This window comes from Streptomyces sp. NPDC001093, assembly GCF_040298985.1.
GTDB lineage: Bacteria > Actinomycetota > Actinomycetes > Streptomycetales > Streptomycetaceae > Streptomyces.
In genome coordinates, this window is the sequence record NZ_JBEPBF010000003.1 from 121,563 (window position 1) to 143,159 (window position 21,597).

19 protein-coding genes and 4 pseudogenes are annotated in these 21,597 nt (G+C 68.8%); 7 read left to right on the top strand and 16 right to left on the bottom strand.

All coding sequences use genetic code 11. The annotated features are described in order from the left end of the window. The first annotated feature begins 6 nt into the window (after positions 1-6). Positions 7-771 (top strand): SDR family NAD(P)-dependent oxidoreductase, encoded by a 765-nt coding sequence (locus tag ABT288_RS03115; RefSeq protein WP_351602339.1) that lies wholly within the window; start codon positions 7-9, stop codon positions 769-771. Between the two features lie 308 nt (positions 772-1,079). Here ABT288_RS03115 and ABT288_RS03120 read toward each other — a convergent pair whose 3' ends face one another. Together ABT288_RS03120 and ABT288_RS03125 are read right to left on the bottom strand one after the other, a co-directional pair. Continuing rightward, a complete protein-coding gene (locus ABT288_RS03120; protein ID WP_351602144.1) occupies positions 1,080-1,514 on the bottom strand; it encodes a hypothetical protein in 435 nt (144 codons plus the stop codon). A gap of 225 nt (positions 1,515-1,739) precedes the next feature. Further along, entirely contained in the window at positions 1,740-1,916 is a 177-nt protein-coding gene (locus ABT288_RS03125; RefSeq protein WP_351602146.1) for a hypothetical protein, read from the bottom strand. Between the two features lie 200 nt (positions 1,917-2,116). Here ABT288_RS03125 and ABT288_RS03130 point away from each other — a divergent pair. Beyond that, a pseudogene (locus ABT288_RS03130) lies at positions 2,117-2,593 on the top strand (trypsin-like serine protease); the annotation flags it as partial. Between the two features lie 282 nt (positions 2,594-2,875). On the opposite strand, the gene ABT288_RS03135 reads toward ABT288_RS03130, so the two are convergent. From ABT288_RS03135 to ABT288_RS03145, 4 genes and pseudogenes are all read right to left on the bottom strand, one after another. Beyond that, a complete protein-coding gene (locus tag ABT288_RS03135) occupies positions 2,876-3,508 on the bottom strand; it encodes a M20/M25/M40 family metallo-hydrolase (RefSeq protein WP_351602149.1) in 633 nt (210 codons plus the stop codon). Next, positions 3,397-4,623, bottom strand: coding sequence for a M20/M25/M40 family metallo-hydrolase (locus ABT288_RS03140; protein WP_502972718.1), 1,227 nt, complete (start codon positions 4,621-4,623; stop codon positions 3,397-3,399). The genes ABT288_RS03135 and ABT288_RS03140 overlap by 112 nt, the downstream gene beginning before the upstream one ends. Further along, positions 4,603-4,782 (bottom strand): annotated as a pseudogene (locus tag ABT288_RS50075) (EamA family transporter); the annotation flags it as partial. The gene ABT288_RS03140 and the pseudogene ABT288_RS50075, both read right to left, overlap by 21 nt. 292 nt (positions 4,783-5,074) lie before the next feature. Next, positions 5,075-6,548: pseudogene (locus ABT288_RS03145) on the bottom strand (NF041680 family putative transposase). 109 nt (positions 6,549-6,657) lie between these two features. On the opposite strand from ABT288_RS03145, the gene ABT288_RS03150 reads away from it, so the two are divergent. Continuing rightward, on the top strand, positions 6,658-7,095 hold the full coding sequence (locus ABT288_RS03150; RefSeq protein WP_351602152.1) for a glutaredoxin domain-containing protein: 438 nt from the start codon (positions 6,658-6,660) through the stop codon (positions 7,093-7,095). 128 nt (positions 7,096-7,223) lie between these two features. Here ABT288_RS03150 and ABT288_RS03155 read toward each other — a convergent pair whose 3' ends face one another. Together ABT288_RS03155 and ABT288_RS03160 are read right to left on the bottom strand one after the other, a co-directional pair. Then, entirely contained in the window at positions 7,224-7,616 is a 393-nt protein-coding gene (locus ABT288_RS03155) for a group II intron maturase-specific domain-containing protein (protein ID WP_351602154.1), read from the bottom strand. 153 nt (positions 7,617-7,769) lie between these two features. Further along, positions 7,770-8,411, bottom strand: a complete 642-nt coding sequence (locus ABT288_RS03160) for a TetR/AcrR family transcriptional regulator (protein ID WP_351602157.1) — start codon at positions 8,409-8,411, stop codon at positions 7,770-7,772. 97 nt (positions 8,412-8,508) lie between these two features. Here ABT288_RS03160 and ABT288_RS03165 point away from each other — a divergent pair, with 97 nt between their 5' ends. Continuing rightward, the gene (locus ABT288_RS03165) at positions 8,509-9,501 is read left to right on the top strand and encodes a substrate-binding domain-containing protein (protein ID WP_351602159.1); all 993 of its coding nucleotides are present in this window, start codon (positions 8,509-8,511) and stop codon (positions 9,499-9,501) included. Positions 9,502-9,582: 81 nt separating this feature from the next. Continuing rightward, on the top strand, positions 9,583-9,960 hold the full coding sequence (locus ABT288_RS03170) for a nuclear transport factor 2 family protein (RefSeq protein WP_351602343.1): 378 nt from the start codon (positions 9,583-9,585) through the stop codon (positions 9,958-9,960). A gap of 83 nt (positions 9,961-10,043) precedes the next feature. Here the strand turns inward: ABT288_RS03170 and ABT288_RS03175 are convergent. The 3 genes and pseudogenes from ABT288_RS03175 to ABT288_RS03185 all read right to left on the bottom strand — a co-directional run. Beyond that, positions 10,044-11,152: pseudogene (locus ABT288_RS03175) on the bottom strand (IS630 family transposase); the annotation flags it as partial. 98 nt (positions 11,153-11,250) lie between these two features. Continuing rightward, positions 11,251-12,384: an IS630 family transposase gene (locus tag ABT288_RS03180; RefSeq protein ID WP_351602162.1), complete on the bottom strand. Its 1,134-nt coding sequence runs from the start codon at positions 12,382-12,384 to the stop codon at positions 11,251-11,253. A 77-nt stretch (positions 12,385-12,461) separates the two neighbouring features. Further along, a complete protein-coding gene (locus tag ABT288_RS03185) occupies positions 12,462-12,749 on the bottom strand; it encodes a hypothetical protein (RefSeq protein ID WP_351602165.1) in 288 nt (95 codons plus the stop codon). A gap of 54 nt (positions 12,750-12,803) precedes the next feature. Between ABT288_RS03185 and ABT288_RS03190 the strand changes: the two genes are divergently transcribed. Continuing rightward, positions 12,804-13,535 carry a MerR family transcriptional regulator gene (locus ABT288_RS03190; RefSeq protein WP_351602168.1) on the top strand — a complete coding sequence of 244 codons (732 nt, stop codon included), beginning with the start codon at positions 12,804-12,806 and terminating at the stop codon, positions 13,533-13,535. 250 nt (positions 13,536-13,785) lie between these two features. Here the strand turns inward: ABT288_RS03190 and ABT288_RS03195 are convergent, their stop codons facing one another. Together ABT288_RS03195 and ABT288_RS03200 are read right to left on the bottom strand one after the other, a co-directional pair. Then, on the bottom strand, positions 13,786-15,930 hold the full coding sequence (locus ABT288_RS03195) for a DUF6351 family protein (protein ID WP_351602170.1): 2,145 nt from the start codon (positions 15,928-15,930) through the stop codon (positions 13,786-13,788). An 18-nt stretch (positions 15,931-15,948) separates the two neighbouring features. Then, entirely contained in the window at positions 15,949-16,851 is a 903-nt protein-coding gene (locus tag ABT288_RS03200; protein ID WP_351602173.1) for an SDR family oxidoreductase, read from the bottom strand. Positions 16,852-17,082: 231 nt separating this feature from the next. On the opposite strand from ABT288_RS03200, the gene ABT288_RS03205 reads away from it, so the two are divergent. Continuing rightward, positions 17,083-18,033 carry a LysR family transcriptional regulator gene (locus ABT288_RS03205; RefSeq protein ID WP_351602176.1) on the top strand — a complete coding sequence of 317 codons (951 nt, stop codon included), beginning with the start codon at positions 17,083-17,085 and terminating at the stop codon, positions 18,031-18,033. A gap of 62 nt (positions 18,034-18,095) precedes the next feature. Here the strand turns inward: ABT288_RS03205 and ABT288_RS03210 are convergent, their stop codons facing one another. The 3 genes from ABT288_RS03210 to ABT288_RS03220 all read right to left on the bottom strand — a co-directional run bounded on the left by ABT288_RS03210 (position 18,096) and on the right by ABT288_RS03220 (position 21,415). Further along, a complete protein-coding gene (locus tag ABT288_RS03210; protein WP_351602179.1) occupies positions 18,096-18,455 on the bottom strand; it encodes a hypothetical protein in 360 nt (119 codons plus the stop codon). A gap of 269 nt (positions 18,456-18,724) precedes the next feature. Further along, the gene (locus tag ABT288_RS03215; RefSeq protein ID WP_351602182.1) at positions 18,725-19,942 is read right to left on the bottom strand and encodes an FAD-dependent oxidoreductase; all 1,218 of its coding nucleotides are present in this window, start codon (positions 19,940-19,942) and stop codon (positions 18,725-18,727) included. A gap of 228 nt (positions 19,943-20,170) precedes the next feature. Continuing rightward, positions 20,171-21,415, bottom strand: coding sequence for an FAD-dependent oxidoreductase (locus ABT288_RS03220; protein WP_351602185.1), 1,245 nt, complete (start codon positions 21,413-21,415; stop codon positions 20,171-20,173). Positions 21,416-21,597 lie beyond the last annotated feature (182 nt).

Below are 21,597 nucleotides of genomic sequence, written 5' to 3' on the forward strand. Positions count from 1 at the left end.
CGGGACATGGAGAAGGGCACTCAGTTCGAGGGGCAAGTCGTCCTCGTCACCGGTGGTGGCTCGGGGATCGGCCGGGCCACGGCGCTCGCCTTCGCGCGGCAGGGCGCGGCCGTGGTGATGGCCGGGCGCAACCGTGAGAAGCTCGACCAGGCCGTGGCGGCGGTCCGTGAGGACGGCGGCGAGGCCCTCGCCGTGCCCTGCGACGTGCGATCCGAGGACGATGTCAGTCACCTCGTCCGCAGGACCGTGTCCGTCTACGGGGCACTGGACGTTGCCTTCAACAACGCGGGCGTCTCACTGGTCGGTTCTCTCGCCGAGTTCTCCCGCGCGGACTGGGAGGAGATCATGTCGACCAACCTCACCGGCACGTTCCTGCTGATGAAGCACGAAATCAACCAGATGCGACACAACGGCGGGGGCGTCATCGTCAACAATGCCTCGAACGCGGCCCACATGACGGTCCCGGCGCTGGCGGCCTACTCCGCCTCCAAAGCCGGCGTCCTGTCGCTCACCCGGGCGACGGCGCGGGAGTTCATCGCGGAGGGCATACGGATCAACGCGATCTCGCCCGGCCCCGTGGACACCCCCATGTGGGCGTCCCGCCCGGGCGAAAGCCAGGAGGACCGGCGCAGGCGGATGGCCGCGGAGAGTCCCGCCGCAATGGTGGGCTCCACCCAGCAGATCGCCCGGACGGTGCTGTGGCTCGCCTCCCCCCAGGCCGGGTACGTGGCGGGGCACGACCTGGTGGTGGACGGAGCGATGAGCTCCTGAGCGCCTGGACGAGGCTGGTGACACCTCAGGCGAGTCAGCCCACCGCGTGGGCCGACATCAGGACGCCAGGGGCCGTGGGGCCCGTCGTCTTCATCTTCATGAAGCCGCCGGAAGGCGGCCGCGTGCCGTGCAGGCGCCTGCGCAGCGGCGCACGTCGACGCAGACACGAGAGCGACAGCCGCGCCCGCCAGCGGTGCTGCAACCCAGGCACGAAGATTCATCCGATGACCTCCATGGGTGGCACACGCAGGTGACCGCCTGCTGGGTGACACATCGAACCCCAGAAGAAGGTGAAAGAAATCGGCTCGTCAGATTGTGAGCGTTTCCGGGGAGCCGCGCTTGCTGTCACTCAACTGCAGCAGTCCCGGCGAAGATCGCGGGCCGCGGGCGGCTTCGGCCGGGTGTCGCCGCACCCGCAGCGGACCCACAAGGACCGGACCTCCCGACACGAACCAGCAAGCTAGCCGGTTATCAGGGACCGAGCAGCGCACCCACTGCAGCACGGGGCTGGTGCACCGGGCGGCGTAGTCGAACACCCACAGGGTCATCAAGCCGGTCAGCCGGGCGACGCGCTGATTGGGATGGGTGTGCATCATGGCCAGGCTCATCGACCGCTCGGCGCGCTCGCTGGCGGTCCATGTCCCCCCCGGTGTGGTGGCGTACAGCACGCCGCAGCCCACAACGGCCTTGTCCTCCGTGAGCAGCATCAACGCCATGTCGCTGCCGGCGTTTCCCATCAGCACGCGCAGAGGATGCTGTCTGGAGATAACAGGCCACGCTGGCGAGCCCAGTCATCGCGCGCCCGGAGGAGTTCGTGAATTCCCTTGGCGTCGTCGTCAGTGGCTGGGCGAATCTCGTACACCGGATTCTCGTCTCTGTGAGGGCCAGGTGGCGGCAGGTTCCGGGCCGCAATTGCGTGGAAGGACTGTTCGCTGCCGCAGGCCAACGGACCTCCCCGAGAGCGGTGATCAGGTCGGCCCGGTCGGTCGAGGACAGCCGGTGCCAGAGGCGGCGTTCGACGGCGGCCCGGTAGACGTGGAGGGGGGGTCGGTGGCGGCCTGCGTGACGGCGGCGAAGTCGTGCCGGTCGAACCGGTCGAGAACCCGGATACCGGCAGCGGCGGCGGTGAGGTGATCGGCGGTCATGGTCCTGACTGGGTCGAAGTCCGGGTGCGAGGGCGCGGCCGGCGGTGCGCCGACGGTGCTGCTGGAACTGCGGGCCACCGGCTGACCCGGTCCGCCCGCCTGCCCTCTCTCCGCTCTCGTACGACAGCAAGGAAGTTGTTTTCATGTCTGGCTTTCGTCCGCGCACCGCGTGGACCGGCGCTCTGATCGCCGCCACCTCCATGGCCGCCGCCGCTGTGACCACCGCACCCGCCACCGCCGTGTCCGGTCCGGCCGCTTCTGCCACGGTCTCGGCCGCCACCGCACGCCTGGATGTGGGCGGCCAGCGCGGCTGTTCGGCCACCCTGGTGGCCGCGCAGTGGCTGCTGACCGCCGCGAGCTGCTTCACCGACACTCCGGGCGGCGCCCTCGCCTCCGGCGCGCCCAAGCTCAAGACGACCGCCACCGTCGGTGGCAGCGCCCAGCAGGTGGTGAACCTGGTGCCGCGCTCCGACCGGGACCTGGTGATGGCTCAACTGGCCAAGCCCGTCACCGGTGTCACCCCCGTCCCGGTAGCGACGGCCGCGCCTGCCGTCGGGGACGAGGTCCAGGCCGCGGGGCTGGGACGCACGCACGAGGAGTGGGTGCCCGACCAGGTCCACGCGGCCGCCTTCACCGTCCAGGACAGCGCCGGCACCACGCTCGATCTTGCCGCGAAGTCGGACGGTGCGGCGATCTGCAAAGGGGACACCGGCGGTGGGGTGCTCAACACCGGCCGGAGCGGTCGTGGGTGTCAGCAGCCTGTCCTGGCAGGGCGGTTGCCTGGGCGGCGACCCGGCCGAGAGCCGCACCGGCGCGGTGGCCGCACGGGTCGACGACCCCGCCTCCTGGGTGCAGCAGGTCGCTTACCCTCCCGTGTTCGCGGCCGCGCCGTGGAAGCATGCGGTGCAGATGGCGGCCGGCTACTACGCGGGGAATTCCGCGGGCGGTGCGGCTCCCGGTCAGGCGGCGAGCAGCTCTTCGGACAGCAGCCGGGGCAGCATCGCCTCGCCCGTGCGGACGACCGTGTCCAGGAGAGCCTGCGCGCCGAGGACCAGATGCTCGTCGGCGGTGTGCTCGCGGTTGGAGTGGGAGAAGCCTCCGGTGGACGGCACGAAGAGCATCGCGGTGGGCAGCCGGGTGGAGATCACCGAGGCGTCGTGCCCGGCGTACGACAGCGGCGGCCTGCACCGGTCGGTGTGCTGCCGGCACACGTCCTCCACCACGCCGTAGACCCGCTCGTCGAACAGGGCCGCCGGCTTGGCGCTCGTACGCTCCACCACTGCGTCGCACGCTTCCTCGGCGGCCACCTTCGCCACGAAGTCCTCCAGCGAGCGCTCGATCGAGTCCAGCACCTCCGTCCCCGCACGGACCTCCAGCTCCACCCGGGCGGTGCCGGGTACGACGTTGGCGGCGGCCAGCTGGAAGGAGATGACGCCGGCATTGCCGATCGACGCCGGGGCGGCCTCCTGGCAGATCCGCCTCAGCTCGGCCGCGGCACGGGTCGCCACCCGGCCGGCGTCCTGCCGAAGCTCGAAGGGGGTGGTACCGGCGTGGTTGGCCTGACCGATGGCGGTGAGGGTGTAGCGGCGCACGCCGACGATGCCGGTGACCGGTGCCAGGTCGAGCCCGGCCCTTCCATCCGGGGGCCCTGCTCGACATGGAGCTCGACATAGGCGAACAGGTCGTCGGCGTGCGGGTCCCGGGTGAGGGCGGTGGACCCGGTCAGCCCGCCCTTGCTGCCCTCCATGACACCCTCCTCGTCGAACCAGGCGACGGTCTCGACGTGGTCCGCCATGGGATGGTCGTGCTCGTGCAGGGTGCGCAGCACCTCCATGGCCGCGATCACGCCGTAGGCGCCGTCGAGGTGGCCGGCTGCGGGGACGGTGTCCGAGTGCGAGCCGATCAGCAGCCAGGGGCCGGAGGTGTTCAGGCGGCGGGAGAACACGTTGCCCACCGAGTCGTAATAGGAGTGCAGGCCGGTGACCCGCATGGTCTTGTCGATCCAGTCGCGGGCCGCCATGTCGGCGTCGTTCCCGGCGATCCGGTAGATCGCGCCGTCGGCTCCGGCACCGATCTGGGCGAGGCGGTTGATGTCCTTCAGCAGGCGCCGGCTGTTGATCTGGGGGAAGGAGTACAGGGTGGACAAGGTCTTCTCCAGTGTGGGGTTGCTTGTGCGACGGCTCGGTCGAGCGAAGGGACGGGGCGGATCAGCGCTTGGCCAGGAGAGGGCGACGCCGGCGATGACCAGGCCCATACAGGCGAACTGGGCGGGGGTCGCGGTCTCACCGATGCTCAGGGAGGCGAGCACGGCGACGCAGACGGGCTGGAGGTAGTAGATGACTCCGGCGCGGGTGGCGCCGATCATCTCGACGGCCTTGTTCCACACGAAGAAGGCCAGCGCGGAGGAGGCGACGCCGATGTACGCCAGCGCGGACAGACTGCCTGAGGTGGGGGTGAACCCGCCCTGCACCGTGAGCGACACCGCCTGCGCGGGAGCGAGCATGACCAGGCCGAACAGCACCGTCGCGGCCAGGAACACCACCGCCGGAATCTCCTTCGGCTTGCGCTTGAGCAGGGCGGAGTAACCGGCGAAGGTCAGCATGGCAGCGACCATCCAGAGGTCGCCGAACGCGAAGTCCAGGTGCAGCAGCACCGCGAGGCTGCCCTTGGCCACCAGCGCCACCACGCCCACCAGGGCGAGCAGCATGCCGAGGACGCGGTTCCGGGACGGGCGTTCACCGCCGAGGCGTGCGAACAGCGCGATGCCCACCGGGGAGGCCGCCGCGATGAGGGCCAGGTTGGTGGCCGAGGTGGTGCGCCCCGCGATGTAGATAAGGGTGTTGAACAGGGTCACGCCCAGCAGCCCGACTACGGTGAGCTGTCACCACGCCCACCAGGTGACGGACCGGGCGCTCGGTCAGGCTCCGGCACTGCGGAGCTGGCGGCGGAAGCCGGGGCGTTGACACCGGAGGCGCCGGGCGACGGCTCAGGGGCGGGAGAAGCCACCGTCGACGCAGCGGGATCGCCACGCCGCCACCTATCGCTGAAGAGCGTCCAGCTGATCCAGGAGACTTCCGAGCAAAGCCTCAGCGGCGCGCAGGCCCGCCTCGTCAGCCGCCTTCGGGCGGCGACCGTAGCGCCGACGGTAAGCTTGTTCTTTATGGTCCGAGTCGGTTTCGTTCGGTGATGCTCTCGGGTCGTTTCACGGTCCTGCCCACGTCGTAGCGGGTGGCCGGTCGCCGCTTCTTCGAGCCAACTGGCCTTCCAGGGCCGGGTGTTGAGGGTTTGGGTGCATGGGCCGGACAGAGTAGGTGGGGACGGAGGTTCCTGAACCCCCGGCGGGCTCGGGCCGGAGTGAGTCGGCCGGGCTCGGCCGGCTTCTCCCACGGCCCTCGCAGATCGGCCGCTGCCTCGCGGAGGAGGCGGAGCTGGGTGTGGGCGGCGATGACGATCCAGGTCCAGCGTTCACCAGCCTCAGGGGTGCGGAGCTCCAGCCCAGGGTCTGCTTCATGAGCCGGAAGGTGTGTTCCAGGTCGAAGCGCCTTAGGAACACCTGCCAGCGGATGTCGACGTCGATGGTCGTCATCCCGGTCTTTGAGGACCACAGCCAGAGGGGCAGCGGGTCGCTTCCGCCGGGCAGGCGGTCGACCTGGAGGCGGATCAACGTTTCTTCGACGATGGGGAGTTCGCCGGTGTGGTCGATCCAGGCGGAGCGGGTGGTCAGCCGGGGGTGGATGCGGTCCCAGGCCATCGCGCGGGCGGTGCCGTATCGGTCGGTGACCTGCACGGTTGCCGCGTCGGGCTCGCCCCAGGTCTCCGGCCTGGCGAAGCGGAACTCCTTGCCGTGCTTCGGCGGTCGCCCGCCCTGGGGGTAAGCCAGGGCGTACTCCTTGAGCGAGGGCGTCGGCCGTCGCATGACGCGCTCGGAGCGCATCCGTCCCAGTACCTCGACCGGGAGGCCGTCGAGGAGGTGGGCCATGCGCGGGGCGTCGTAGCCGGCATCGAAGACGATGAGGATGTCGCGGTCGCCCGCGTGCCAGCGGCCCATCTCTATCAGGTCGGTGACCACCCGGCGGACCTGAGCTGCGGTGACCTCCGCGACGTCGTCGTCCGGACCGAGACGCACGGCGTCCAGGAGCTGGCACCAGGACGTCCGGCTCGACTCCAGCGCGGCGACGAACGAGTACGGCCAGCCGGGACTGAACTGGTCCGAGGACCGTCCGCTGCGGCCGTAGACATGGCAGAACAGACGCTCCGCGCTGGTCGGCGCGTCCGGGCGGAGCCAGCTGCTCACGTCGACCGCGAGGACCAGGCGTCCGTCGGCGGCCTGCGGCATGGGCAGGCCCGCCAGTACCTGCCGCAGCCGGGGCACGTCGATGGTCCCGTTGTTCAGCGCGTCGTACATCGCGCCGTGCCCGCGCCGGTGCTCGGCCACCAGCGTCAGGTCGACCGGGGCCGTCACCGGTCCGTCCGCGCACAACAGCGCGTCGGTGAGGTCGAACAGTTCGTCCCCGCGCGGGTCAGACAGTCGAATAAGTCCTCCCGGAAGCGTGACGCTTTCGCGAGCGCTTCCCCCGGAGCATGGTCAGGCAGCAGACTCACTTTCACGGCCTTCGTCGTGGTCACGTGCATCCTTGGTCGGAGCACATGATCAGACGAAGGCCGCCTCAGCATGCGGCGAACACCCAGGTGAACGACCTAGTTCGAGGAGCAATTCGACTCATCGATAGCCTGCGTCACCATGATGCGTGCTTGGATCCTGCCCATACTGCTTGTGCTCAGCGGCTCAGCCGTCGCGGCCGGGCAGATCTTCCAGGGGAGCCCCGACACAGCCACAGCACTCCTGCTGGCGTTCCTGGCGCTCGCCGGCGTGAACTCACCCCTGATCTTCCCGAGGTCGATCGGCGCGCAGGAGGCACAACGCCGCAGCACGGTCGACGGCCGACCGGTCGTCTTCTGGCGGCCGGGCTGCAAGTACTGCATCCGACTGCGCATCCGGCTGGGCCGCAGCGCCCGCCAGTTGCACTGGGTCAACATCTGGCGCGACCCGGCAGGAGCCGCAGCGGTAAGAGCAGCCAACGACGGCAACGAGACCGTGCCAACCGTCATCGTGGCGGGCCAGCCACACACCAACCCCGACCCCGAATGGGTGCGCGAACAGCTCTCCCCTTCCGCGTGATCAGAAACCGCACCCTACGGAGAGCTACCCGCAGCCCCAAGCGCACGGAGGGTCGGGGGGCCCGGGGGAATCTCACCCCCGGGCTCCCACAGAACGGAGCGTGACAGTCTCCCGTCACTCCGCTCTGCTCATCGAGTCCACACGAACTCGCGGTCCCACGCCCAGTGCTTGAAGAGTCCCGGGGCTCGTTGGACGAGTCCGGTCCACCACGCACGGAAGCGTGTATAGCCCCGCAGCCGTTTGTACTTCTTCCGCGCCCATCGCATCAGGTAGGTGTTGATGCGTCGCAGGAAGGGATACAACTGCGACCGGTAGAACCGGCCGTAGTACGTCATCCAGCCCGACACGATCGGATTGATCCAGTCGGCGAGCTCGATGAGTTCGTCTGATGCGTCGGTGAATACGCCATTCGCGGACCTGCTGGCGACATGAGTGCTTTGCCGTCCGGATACCGCGCCTTGCGAGCCTGCCGGACGCGGGGCGACAGTCGTGGACCGACATTGGTGCTGACCTTGGCCCACACAGGCCCAAACCCAGCCTGGGCGCCACTCCCCCGCCGCCGTCCGTGGCCTGTCAGCGGAACACCACCGCGGAGTGGGCCATCATGGCGCCGGCGGATGCGGGGGTGCCGCATCCTCATGTGCAGCGGATTTGCAGCTTGAGCTGGGGAACGCTCACCGCGCAGCGTTGTCTGGGCGCTCGGCTCCGTCGAGCAACCCCCGGACGGCGTCGTTGAATCCCGCCGTGTCGGTCAAGCCGAAGGCGACACGCTGGAGCAGGAATCCGTGCAGCAGACCGATCAGTACCCGTGCGCCGCTCTCCGGCTCCACGGTTTGGACAGCGCCCGCCGCTTGTCCGCGGCGCAGGGCGTCGGCGATGCTGCGACGGACCCTTTCGAAGCCCTCCAAGGCGCGGGCGTGCAGGCCGTCGTTGCGCAGTAGTTCCGACCAGGTCTGCACGACGCACTGCAGCAGTTCCTCGACCGGCACCACCTGCCCTGCGGCGTCCGTGACGGTCTCGGCACTCAGTGCCTGAAGGGAAGCGGCGACCAGGTCGCCCAGGGAAGGGGCGTCAGCGGCCACAGCCACCCGCTCCATCGGCTCGAAGATCAGCCGGAAGGCGTCCGCGGCGATGGCCAGGATGATCTCCTCCTTGCTCGCGAAGTAGCGATAGGGGGCACCCGCAGAAACACCGGCTGCGGCGGCGATGTCCGGCATCGAGGTCTGGTGGAAGCCGCCCCGCGCGAAACACCGGCGCGCTGCCGCCACGATCTGCGCTCGCTTGGCTTCCCGACGCTCGGGCGTGATGCGCGGCATGCCCTGCCCCTCAAAGTGAATGATCCTTCATCTTGACATGGAACCATATCGGACCCATCGTAAAAATGAAAGACCATTCACGGAAGCGGGGATCTTGATGAGCATCGAGCTGACCATCGGCACCTACCGGTACGAGCACACCGAGGCGCTCTTCGACGGCCGCGTGAAGATCGACGGCGTGAACGCCACCCTTGAGACGGAGCCCCTAGTGTCGGACCTCTTCCGGCACATGCTCGAAGGCCGCTACGACATAGCGGAACTCGGCCTGACCTACTTCCTGCGCACCTTCGACCTGGACGACGCCCCATTCCTGGCGCTGCCGATCTTCCCGAACCGCAACTTCCGGCACTCCGCCATCTTCGTGAACACCGAGTCGGGAATCGAGAAGCCCCAGGACCTCGCCGGCAAGACACTCGGCGAGTTCGCGCTCTTCGGACACGACGCCGGCGTCTGGCCCAAGGGCATCCTGTCGGACGAGTACGGCGTGACCGTCGACCAGTGCCGCTGGGTCATCGGCGGCACCAACCATCCCATCCCCGCATTCGACTGGCTCCCGCAGCCAGTGCCGGACGGCGTGCACGTGCGGCACGCCGACCACGGCCAGACCCTGGGCGCGATGCTCGAGTCCGGAGAGATCGACGCGCTCATCTCGGTCGACGTGCCCCAGGCCATGTTGCGGGGATCGACGAAGATCGTCCGGCTCTTCCCCGACTATGAGAGCGTCGAGCGCGACTACTACCGGCGCACCGGGATCTTCCCCCCGATGCACATCGTCGCGGTCCGCAAGGACCTGGTGCACCGTTCCGAGGATCTGCGTTCGGTCTACCGCGCCTTCGTCAAGGCCAAGGACCTGGCCGAACGCAAATACATCGAGGACTCCGCGAAGCAGCACATGAGCCTGGTGACCCCCTGGTTCAGCAGCCTGTTCGAACACAACCGCAGCCTGCTCGGCGAGGACTGGTGGCCCTACGGCATGCGCGCGAACCGCAAGGCGGTCGACACCTTCCTGCGCTACCACCACGAGCAGGGCCTCTCCAAGCGCCTGCTGACCACCCGCGACATCTTCATCCCCGAGTTCCTCGACACCTAGTGCTGTGACCGGGATGGTTCACCCTGATCGGAAGGCGGCTCGCGGGACGAGCGCACGCGCAACGACTGGTATTACTAGGGCATGCAGGAAGAGATTGCACGCTCCGCGATCGACACGTTCATCTCCGCGTTCAACGCCTCGGACGACAGCTATGTGACTGCCCTGCTCTCCCAGGCTCTGACCTCAGACGTGGTCTTCTGGGGGCCGTTGGGTCGCAGCGAAGGAATCGCGGCGGTCGAGCGGTTCGTGCTGGACATCCGGCGCCACCCGGCGGGGACCGGCACGATGGTGCGCTGCTCGGCGGTGGACATGCCTGACGAGTGGGCCCGGTACCAGTGGGTCTTTGCCACGCCGGATGGAGGTCCCCGCCTGGCGGGAACGGACGTCGTCCATCTGCGGCGGAGCCTCATCGACCAGGTCATCGTCTTTGCGGGGGAGATCGAACCGTCCGCCTCCTGAGTCATCCTTCTGTCGCTGTCCTTCTCCTGAACTTGCCCCCTTCGGCGCTCGGGGGCTGCGGTTCGCGGTTGGTCAGGCTGCGGTGTTGAGGGGCGTCCGCCCCAGCGGATGCCCTTCTCGCTGCGGACGCGGGCGCGTTCCTTGCGTTGGGCGGTGAGTACGTCGGGGTGGCGGGCGTTGGTATTGCCCAGCGCAGGTAGCGGTGCAGTGCCTGGGTTTGCGCGGGGTGGCTGCGGTGGTGGGAGTTGGCGAGGGTGAACTGCCGCAGCGGGCCGAAGTGGGCCTCGATCGGATTGGCCCAGGAAGCGTAGGTCGGGGTGAAGCACAGCTCGACCTTGTTCTTCTTCGCCCAGCGGCGGATGTCCGCGCCGGTGTGGGCGGAGAGGTTGTCCAGGATGATGTAGATCGGGGCGCCGTCGGGTCGGGCGGCGCGGATCGACTTCAGCGCGGCCAGGGTGTTGGCGGTGCCCTTGCGACGTCGGTTGACGCCCCACAGGCGGTCGTCGCCCACGGAGTAGCAGCCGTGGAAGTAGGTGACGCCGTGAGTGCGGCGGTAGGTCGCCGGCAGCCGGTTCGGCTTGCCCTGCTTCGTCCAGCAGGAGCCCGCGGTGGGCCGGATCCCCAGGGGCCCGAACTCGTCGAAGGCGAAGACCCGGTCCGGGAAGCGGTCCAGAACCTGCTCAATCCGGTCGAGCCTGGCGTCGCGATCAGGGTCGGGCGACTCCTTCCATGTGTTGGTGCGCTGGAAGGTGATGCCGCGGCGCCGAAGCAGGCACCGTAAGGCTTCACCGCCGATGCGGATGTCCCGGCCGTGCACTTTCCGCAGGTAGGCGGCGAGTTTGCGGATCGACCAGCGGGTGAAGGGTTGGCCGAGCCTGGTGGGGCGAGTGGTGGCCGTCCGGATGACGAAGTCCTCGTCCTCACGACTGAGTAGGCGGGGACGGCCTTCCGCCCACTGAGGGTCCAGGCAGGCCAGGCCGATCTCGTTGAAGCGGCGGATCACATCGCGCACGGTGTCCTCGTCGGCCTGGACCAGCTGGGCGATCACCGGCACCCGGTTCCCGCCCGCCGAGGCGAGCAGCATCATCGCGCGCCGGTAGCGCACCGAACTCGTGCTGCCCCTGCGCATGATCTGCCGCAGCTTCTGCCCCTCCTGGTCGGTCAGTCTGCGCACACGGACGGGCTCGGCCACCGGGCCTCCAGCCATCGGATCGGACGTCGCCCCACATCCAACCGCCACGACCGCCAACCCGGTGAACCTATGCGGTTACAGCACTAGCTAGTGCCGCATCAGGCAACGTTCGCCCTGTTTACGACGGCGCGGAGGCGTTCGTCGGCGGCGTGCTTGTTCCGCCAGATGATATAGCGGCGGATCATGCTGCCCTGCTCCTTGTGGCTGGCGTGGTCGCTGCCATCCAGCGCGAAGTAGCGCAGGGCGGTGAACTGGCCCTCGATGCGGTTCAGCCAGGAGCTGTTGGTCGGCGTGTAGGCGAACTCGACGTTGTTGACCGCGGCCCAGTCGCCGACCCGGGTGTCCTTCTTCGTGGTCAGGTGCGGGGAGAAGTTGTCCAGCACGATCGCGATCCGGACCTCGGGCGGGTAGAGGCTGCGCAGGTAGCGGCAGAACTCCAGGAACCTCGTGCGGTGCTTTCTCGCCTTGATGTGGCCGTAGAGCTTGTCCTGGCCCAGGTCATAGGCGGCGAACAGGTGCCTGACCCCGTGCGGGCGGGTGTAGGTCGCCCGCCGGCGGGGCCGGGGTTCGCGGTCGGGGTCCTTGTGCCGTCCGCCGCGCTCGGCCCATTGCCGCCCAGGATGGGGCTGGAGGTTGAGCGGCCCGAACTCGTCGAGACATAAGACGACTTCAGGTTCGCCGTCCTCGGGTATGACCTCGTCGTCGGCGATCGCGTAGAGGTGTTCCACGCGGGCCTTCTTGGCCGCGTAATCGGGGTCGCGGAAGGTCTTCCAGGTCTTCAGTCGTTGAAAGGAGACACCTTCCTCGCGGAGCAGGATGCGCAGGCCCTCGTGGCTGATGTCGTCGACCAGCCCCTCGGCCAGCAGGAAGTCCGCCAGCTTGGTCAGGCTCCAGGTGGAAAAGGGCAGGTCGTGTTCGGTCGGTTTCGACTTCGCGATCTTCTTGATCTCGCGCCGCTCGGGCAGCGTGAACGTCTTGGGGCGGCCTCCCTTGTACTTCGGATACAGCGACTCGAAGCCATCGGCGTTGAAGTTGTGGATTACGTCCCGGACCCGGTCACCGCTGGTGAACGACACCTCGGCGATCTTCGCCACCACCATGCCCTGTGCGGACAGCAGCACCATTTGAGCCCGCCGCCAGGTGACCACCGAGCCGGTGCCACGTCGGACAATCCGCAGCAGCCGCCGACCCTCCTCATCGTCTATCTCGCGCGCACGCACCAGCTCGGCCATGCCGAACACTCTGGCCCCAGCACGTCGGCCATGAGGCGGATTCGACGATGGCGCCGCCACAGCGACCGGTCGGATTCTCAATCCCTCGGCTCGTCGGCCGACGCCTTCAGTAGTCGCTCCAGTTCGTTCCCGGCCTCGTCGTACCCGGCGTCGGAGATCCGTTGCAGCTCGCGCAGGTCGCCGGTCGCCACCGCGCGCTGAGTGAGCAGGAACCCGGCGTGCATGCATCCCTCGTCCAACAGCTCGCTCAGCTCCACCACGTCGCCTGCTGTATCGGCGAGATCAGCCAGCCGATCCAAAGCGGTCTCGTTGCCCTCATCGGCCAGCTCGCGCAGGGTCTCCCGATCAACATTCACGTTCGCCATGACGTCATGGTGCAACCTTGCCCTTGGGGAAAGGTCAAGTGGGACCATGGCCAGGTGATCACCATCGGACAGCTGGCCAGGTACATCGGTGTGTCGACCAAGACCATCCGCGTCTACCACGACAAGGGGCTATTCCCCGAACCCGACCGCGATGCGTCTGGCTACCGGAGATACGACGCGAAAGACGCCATCGACCTGATCAAGATCCGCACCCTCGCCGAAGCCGGCGTCCCCCTCTCCCGTATCAAAGACCTGAGATCAGCGACCGACGAGGAGTTCCAGCAGGCGCTGCGCGAGATCGACGACAACCTCACCACCCGCATCCATGACCTGCGGGCAACGCAGGGACGCCTGCGAGAACTCGCCGCCGGGCATCTGGCGCCACTGCCTACCGAGGTCAGTGCCCACCTGCAGCACCTGGCCCGCTGGGGATTCACATCTCGATGGCTGGACCTGCAACGCGACCTGTGGATCCTCGTATTCGCCACCCATCCCGACCGCGCGATCACCCTCTTTCACGATCAAGCCGAGACCCTGGCTGATCCGGCGCTACGGCAGCTCTTCCTCGACTACGACCACGCGCACGACCTCAACGCCGACGATCCCCGCATCGACAACCTCGCCCGCCGGATCGCCAAGGCGATCCGAGACCGCTACGGACCCAACGAACTGCCCGAGCTGGATGCAACATCCGCGATCCCCGCCCTCATTCAGGACACGGTGAACGCCTCCTCGCCAGCATGGCAGCGACTCGACACCCTCATTCGCACACAACTGAGCGCGTAACTCGGCGCGTACGGGCACACGGCCCGGCGCGTGCGGAGAACAGTCAGCACGCGCCGCGATCTACAGGGCGAACGTTGCCTGACGCGGCACTAGCGGGCGTGGATGCACCCGCTAGCCACCCTTGTTGACCGCTGCTGACCGCCTGCTTCTGGCACGGCCGTGGCAGGGCGACCTCTTCGTCCCGAACCATCGGCTGGACGGTCATTGTGGTCCAGGACGCTGGTCGATCCGGACGCCAGCCCTCAGGAGGTCAACCCAAGCGGTGATGCGCGTAGTTGAGCCACGGGACCGCCTTGCGGTTCTGGCCGGCACCGGGACGGGTGTAGTCGCACACGCCGGTCGGGAAAGCCTGGCGCAGTTGGTTCTGCTCGGCGTAGGTGAACGTCACCGGGTAGTCGGCGAAGTTCAGCGGTCGCAGCGCACAGCTGAGAACGTTCTCGGCCTGCGGCTCGCCGGCTTGCAGCCGTGGGTCCGATCCCACCGGGTAGGTGGCCGCGCACGGCCCGCTCGCCGGGTCGGTCAGTGGTTGCTGGATGCGGCTGGTGGCGGACAGGTAGCAGCCGTCGGCGAGGCCGGCCGGCTTGTCCGTGATCACTTTGGTCTGCCGGCTGCGTGTGGAGCGGTCGGCTTCGACGTTCGTCAACCAGTGGTCCATGGCGGCCAGTTCATAGCTGCTCGCGGCGGCCACCTGTTTCGGAGTGTTCTGGTTCTCGATGATCACCTGGTTGGCGGCGGTGCCGTTGGCCTGCGTCAGACGGGCCCGCATGACGAACGACCACTGAGTCGTGTGGAAGTCCCACAGGGGACCGCTGTTGTCCATGCCGACTCGCCCGTCGATGATCGGTGTGGTGCGCAGCCCCAGTCCCGCGCTGTCGACGATGTCGTCACGATAGGCCGCCTCCAGCGCCCGCGGGTCCGCCTGGTTGCGCTGCGTCACGGGCGTGCCGGTCGCGTCGTAGCCGCCGATTCCGCCGTTGAGGGCGACGAACTGAGCCGGGCTGATCTGTCCGCGCTTCAGTGCCGCGAGACCGTACTGCATGCCCACGTTGTCCAGTGTGCGGCGCACGAAACCGGTGACCGGGTCACGGCCGAACTGGTTCGCGTACGACTCCACGGCACTGCACTTCACGCCGTTCGGGTTGGTCACCGGATTCCAGATGGCCGCAGGTGGGATGGTGCTGTCGTTCGCGATGATCTCCTTGTTGCAGCTGTCTGCGGCGGTGATCCGGTTGGCGAAATAGTCATCGGCGGACACACAGGTGTCGTAGTCGGGGAAGCCCGCCACCGCCTGCCGCTGTGCGGTGGTGAACGACGAGCCGGCCCTGGCGAAGAACCGGTCGAGCAGACGGCAGTCGGACACGTCCTTCATCACGGTGAGCGGATCGGGGAGGGAGTACCCGGGGACGATGCCGTCCAGGATGCCGGGGTAGGCGTCGGCGATGTCGTACTGCTGCATGGCCCCGCCGGACCCGCCCCAGCCGATGGTGTGGGCCACGGGGCCGTAGGTGTCGATGAAGTGTTCCTTGACCATCATCGCCGCTTCAGCGGAAACGATGGTGCTGCAGTTGTGGTCGAGCACGTTGAGGCTGGACGAGGCGACCGCGTAGCCCTGGGACAGGAACAGGTCGTCGAGCACCCCACCGGTACTGTTGCCCTGGTGGTGGCCGCCGTTGCAGCCGCCGCCGAACGTGTAGACCAGCCGGTCGTTCCAGCTCGTGTCCCGGCGCAACGGTGAGGGATCGGTACCGTCGTAGAGCGCGGCGGTCTGGTAGACGGCGCGGTCGATGGTGCCGCTCTCCACCCGGACGATGTACGGCACCGCACGCCCGTCGACCGTCGCGGTGGCCAGGTCGGCAGGGCGGTCGGCAGGGTGGGCCAGCGGGGCGAACGTACCGCCGGAGGTGCGGTACCGGTAGCTGACCACGGTGGGTGTGGAGCACAGCGGCTGGACGGCAGGGGCAAGGCCGAACGCTGTCGTTTCGCAGTAGAAGGGCCGCTGCCGCGGCCCGGAGAGGACCGGGCCGGACGCAGCGTGGTTGACCACGGTCAGCTCGGCAGCCCGCCCTCGGGACGTGGCCGTGATGTGGTTGGCGCCCGGCCGCAGGCCGGTGACCGATCCGAGCAGTGAACCGTCCGGCTGGCGCACGAACCCGCCGACCTCTCGTCCGTTCTCCCTCACCCGCACCGGGCCGTCGCCGGTCGCGGTGATCCGCACGAGCGCCCTGCCGCCAGTGATCAACCTCGGGTCCGGATTCGACACGGTGGCCATGTTCATGGAGGGCGGACCGGCCATGCGGGTTACCACCGACGCAGGAACGGGCGCCGGCAGCACTGTGCCCAGCAGCACGGCGCCGGCCGAGGCCACGCCGGCCAGCGGGATGGGAATCGACTTCATGGGGAAGCTCTCGTCCTGCTAGTCGTTGAAGTAGTGGCCGTTGTCGAGGTCCGGGATGAGTGCCGGGTGAGCGGGATGCCATCCGAGTTGCTTGCGGGTCAGGGCGCTTGAGGTCGGGTTGTCGAGCGACACGAGGGCGGAGAGGAAGCCGAAATGTTCGCCCGCCTCCCCGGCGGTGATGCTGACGACCGGTAGCTCCAGTCGACGGCCGATGGCTTCGGCGATGTCGCGGAAGGGCACGCCCTCCTCGCCGGCTCCGTGGAGTATCGCGCCGGCCGGGGCGGCTTCCACCGCCAGCCGGTACAGGCGCGCCGCGTCGAGGCGGTGCACGGCGGGCCAGCGGTTCGATCCGTCGCCGACGAAGGCCGACACGCCCTTGGCGCGGGCGATGTCGATCAGGCGCGGGACGAAGCCCTTGTCGCCTTCACCGTGCACGGACGGCGCAAGCCGCACGATCGACGCGCGCACCCCACGCTCGGCCAGCGCCACAGCCGCGCTCTCCGATGCGACCCGGGGCAGCACTGACCCCGGGGCGGGTGCGATCTCCTCGGTCCCCAGGCGTCCCGGCGCGATCATCGTGAGCATCAAGGTGCCCGACGTGACCACCAGGGGCTTGTCCGTACCCTCGAGCGCCGCCCCGAGCGTGTCGACGGCACGCAGGTCCAGTCGGCCGGCGCCGGCATAGTCCGAGAAGTCGTGGCTGAAGGCGAGATGGATGACGCCCTCCGCCGCGGCGGCACCGCGGCGCAGACTGTCGACGCCGTCGAGGTCCCCGCGGTGCACTGCGGCCCCGACAGCCGCCAAGGCCGTCGCAGCCCGGTCCGAACGGGCAAGCCCGACAACCTCGTGTCCGGCATCGAGGAGTTCGCGCACGACCGCGGATCCGATGTATCCCGTCGCGCCTGTAACAAAGATACGCACCGTCAATTTCCTTTGGCTGCTTCGAGTTGATGGCTCTGGTCGGTACGGCCGCAGAATGCGGCCGAGGGGTGGTCCACCGGCTCGCACGCATCGTGACGCCACGCGTCCCCGCGTCCCGTCCCGCCTCGCGGGACGGCCCGGCTTCGGTCGTCGGTGGATGGCCTGTCCAGTCAATCCGGCCCCGCAGCGGACCTGAAGGACCGATCCGGTCCCCGTTGATACCCTGTCGGTATGAATGATCTGGAGGTGCGGCAACTCCGGTACTTCGTGGCGGTTGCCGAGGAGCTGCACTTCGGGCGTGCGGCCGAGCGGCTGGGCATGGCACAGCCCCCGCTCTCGCGGGCGATCCGGCAACTGGAGCGCCAGCTCGGGGTGCGACTCTTGGAGCGCACCACACGTCAGGTCAGGCTCACCGCGGCCGGAGAGGTCTTCCTGCGCGACGCCCGGACCGCGCTCGACGCGGTCACGGCGGCCGGCAGGCGGGCCCGGCACGCAGGCCGGCCCGTGCCGCGGCTGCGGCTCGCGCTCAGGGCCGACTACGACGCCGGGCTGCTCCCGCAGATCCTCACCGCGTACCAGGGCGAGGTCGCGGCGACGCCGGTGGAGTTGGTGATGAGCGGCAAGGAGCAGGCGCAGGCGCTACGCGACGGCCGTGCCGATGTCGCATTGCTGTACGCCCCGTTCGACGACCGCGGTCTGGACGTCGAAGTGGTACTGACGGAGCCCGGCGTGGTGGTCCTGGCGGCTGCCGACCCCCTGGCCTCCCGCTCGTGTCTGCGCCTTGCCGATCTGGCCGACCGAAGTCTTCCCGACGGAACTCCCGCCGACCAGATCGCCGGACTACGCTCGCTCGGCATGGTCACCCGGGACGGCCAGGACCAGCCGCAGACGGTCCAACGCGGGCTCGTGACCCAAGCCCCGCCCACCGCCATGAATCTGGCGCAGATCTTCAAACTGATCGAAGTGGGCAGTGTCGTCTTCTTCCTCCCCGCCTCGGTGGCGCGTCGCTACTCGCGGCCGGGGGTGGCCTACCAGCCCGTCAGCGACCTTCCGGCAGCCACGCTGGCCGTGGCCTGGCCCCAGGAGTCGCACTCGCCGGCCGTCGCGGCCTTCGTCCGTGTGGCCACAGCCGTCGCAGCTGCCGCTCAGGCCGAAGCGGGAACACCGCAGCGTCATGACTAGGTGTCTTCGGCACAGCGCGGGTGTGCGGTGGTCACGCGCGGCGGCTGCGGGCCCGTCGCCGGTTACTGAGCGTCGGCGGCCATGTGCTCCTGGACGACGGCCCGGGTGAGGGTCGTCGCCGTGTGTACGACGCTCGCGATCGCGTCCTCGAGGTCCAGCCCGTACAGGTCGGTCAGGTTGAAGAGCGGTTCGGCGCTGACGACGATCGCGAGGTCGCGGTTGAGCTGCTCCATCGCGGCAGTGTCCGCGCCGAGGGTGTCGACCAGTGGGGCGAGCGCGTGTTCTATCAGGCCGAAGCGCAGGCCGGGGCCGGCGTCGGCCTGGTCGGGCCGGGTGCGGGGATCCGGGGTGTGGCTGAAGTCGGCCGGGTTGGTCGCCAGGCCAACGCGCAGGCATCCCGCCAGGTCGGCGCCGATGTCCACTCCGATTGATGGTCGGGGAGTGGCCGAGCCCGGCCGAGACGCAGTGGAAGAGCGATTTCGCCGTCGTCGTCAGTGCCAAGACACTCTTCGCCCTCACCGACCCGCTCGGCGCTGACCCCGGCGCTGCCGTTGTCAGCGCCGTCCGTAGCGCGACCGCCTTGACCCAAGCCGCCGTGAAAGGGAATGTCGCCGCCCGCCCGCCGAAGTCACTTGACGCCCTCCGCAACCAGCGTGCGCCGGCCTTCAGCCGTGGCCGACACTCGTACGGGTCATGCAGGCAGGGAACGGTGTCCGATGAGGTGCTCGCCGGCTGCGGCGGAGGCCCGCACGGCGTCATATCCGCAGGCGCGCATCGCGCTCTCGTAGTCGCCGATCGCGGACAGCAAGGGTTTCGCGCCGGAGGCAGCAGCGACGAGTTCGGTCCCCAGCGCCTGGGCGTCGCGCAGGGCGGTGTTGGCGCCCAGTCCCAGAGCCGGGCTCATGGCGTGGACCGCGTCGCCGACGACGGTCACCTGTGTCGGTCCCCATGGTGCTGCGGGGACATGGCTGCGCAGGGTCAGGGGTTGCACGGTGGCCACGTCCCACAGACGGACGAGTTGGATCAGGTCGGGATGCCAGGACGCAACCCGCTGCAGGGCGTAGCGCTTCAGATCCGCGGGAGAGGACGTGTACAGCTGGGTGTCGTCAGGCATCCGGGTGGCCTTGGCGCTGAAGATGCCCAGCGCGAAGTCGCGGCCGATCTCGTCCCGGAACGCCGGGTCGTGCTCGCGGACCAGGGGTGTGCGTGGGTTGCTGCGTTCCAGGGGCGCGAAGCTGACGATGTCGTGGTGGGGGCCGTTGACCAGTGTGAAGGCGGAGTACAGCTGCGTGGGGATGCGGCTTTTGGTCTCCTCGGTGAGTGGGATCTTCGCCGCGATGTGGCGGGCCTCAAGGTCGACGGTCCGGTGGTCCGGCAGGCGTTGTGCGCGCACGGCGGAGTGGATGCCGTCGGCGCCGACCAGCACGTCGGCTTCCGCGGTACGACCGCCGGCGAGGTGTACGGTGATGGTGGCGTCGGGATGGCTTTGGTAACCGGTGACCCGTGCACCGAAGCGGACTGTCTCCTCCAGGCCGGAGTACAGGATCCTGCGCAGGGTCGAGCGGTCGACCACCAGGTGTTCGGGGACGTCGGCATGAGGGTTTCCGGTGCCGCGGGATGCGGTGAGCTCACGGACCGGGCCGGGATTGAGCTGCTCGTCGAAGAGAAGCGCGTCCTGGCGCGGGATTCCGGCCGTGGCCAGGGACAGTTCACGTGTGCGGGGGTCCAGAACGTCATTGATCGCCGTGGTTCCGGTGGAGTTGATGTGCAGTCGGTAGCCGGGGTTGCGGGTGATCAGGTCGGGGTCGCGCTCGAAGACCGTGACATTCAGGCCGTTGTGGTGCAGTCGGCGGGCCAGGGTGAGACCGGCGAGGCCGGCGCCGGCGATGGCGACACGGAGAGTAGGCATGAGTTCTCCAGTTCAAGCGCTGGGACATGCGGAACTGCCGGGAACCGACCCGCATCCCAACCGAGGTGACTGCGGGCGGGAGGCCGGTGCAGCAGGGGCCTGGTAGCGCCTGCGGTGGGCGAGTGGTGCGGTCCCGGTGATGTCCGGGCTGCTGTCAGGCCGGAGGGAACCCGGCAGCAGCCCGGGGGTGCCCGGCGCACCGGCTGGGGTTGGGCCTGGGCGGGCCGGTCAGTGCTGCGGGTGGGCGTTGCCCGTCGGCGGCAACTGCGGTGCGGGCAGCCGGTCCTGGCCGACGAGGCGGTGACCGCGCTCGGCCGATTCGCGGACGGCGCCGAAGCCGTAGTCGCGCATCTCGTCCTCGTAGGCCCGTAGGGCGTCTGTGAGCGGTCGACCGGCGGCGGCCTCGACGAGGCGGGACGTGAGAACGCGGGCGTCGCGCAGCGCGGTGTTCGCGCCCACACCGATGGCGGGGCTCATGACGTGGATGGCGTCGCCGAGGAGCGTGACCGCGTTCGTTTCCCATGCGGTGGCGGGCACGCTGGTGCGGACCGAGACCGGGAAGATCGAGGCCGGGTCCTGGCGGGAGACGATCTCCGCCAGCCTGGGGTGCCAGCCCTCCAGCAGCGACAGGGTCATCGCCCGGAGCTCGGCGCCGCGCATGACGAACAACTGCTCGTCATTGCAGGGTAGTTGCTCCCGACGGGCGCCGAAGATGCAGGCCAGGTAGTCGCTGTCGTCGCTGAGCTCGATCCCGGGAGCCAGCCTCGCGGTCACCTCGTGCTGCGGTTCGTGGTACTGCACCGGCGCGAGCCCGAGGAAGCGCCGCTGCGGGCCGATGACGGTGGTCCACAGGCCCAACAAGTCGGAGGGGACCAGTTCCTGGGCAGCATCGCCGACGAGCGGGACCTTGCCGTACAGCAGCCGCAGCCCCGCGTCGACGACCTGAGTCTTGGGCAGACGCTGCCTTCGGGTTGCAGAGTTGACCCCGTCGGCACCGATCAGCACGTCCCCGGTGGCGCTCGTCCCGTCCGCGAAGTGCGCGGTCACCGTGCCCGAGTGATTGGTTTCATAGTGGGTCAGCGCGGAGCCGTAGTGCACGGACTTCTCCAGTCCGGCCAGCAGGATCTGGCGCAGGGTCCTGCGGTTGACCGCCAGGTGCCCGCCGCCCGGCAGGTCCTCCACCACCGGCAGTTCCTGCGCGTGCAGCAGGCCCAGCCGGTGGTCGAAGGAGTCCATTCGCGCCCCGGGTGTTCCGGCGGTGGCGGCGAACACCTCGAACGCCTGCGGCGTCAGCAGCGCCTTGAGCGCGGTGATGCCGTCCGGATTGATGCGGATGCGATAGCCCTGGCTGCGGAAGTCGGGGCCGGGGTCCTTCTCGTGGACGGCGACGTTGATGCCCGCCCGCTGGAGTCCTTGTGCGAGAGCGAGGCCGCCCAGGCCGCCCCCGGCGATGATGGCATGCAGGTCCGACACAGTTGTGTCCCTTCTCGATCATGTTACGAAAAGGGACGCACCGGACGTGCCTCAATGGGCACCGTACGAGCGAGTGATCGCCATCCGGACTACCTACCGGACCGTGACTTTCGTACGTCCGTCAATGACCGTAACAGACAACCGGGCCTCGTCAACCCCGGACCGAGGCGGTACCTGTTGTC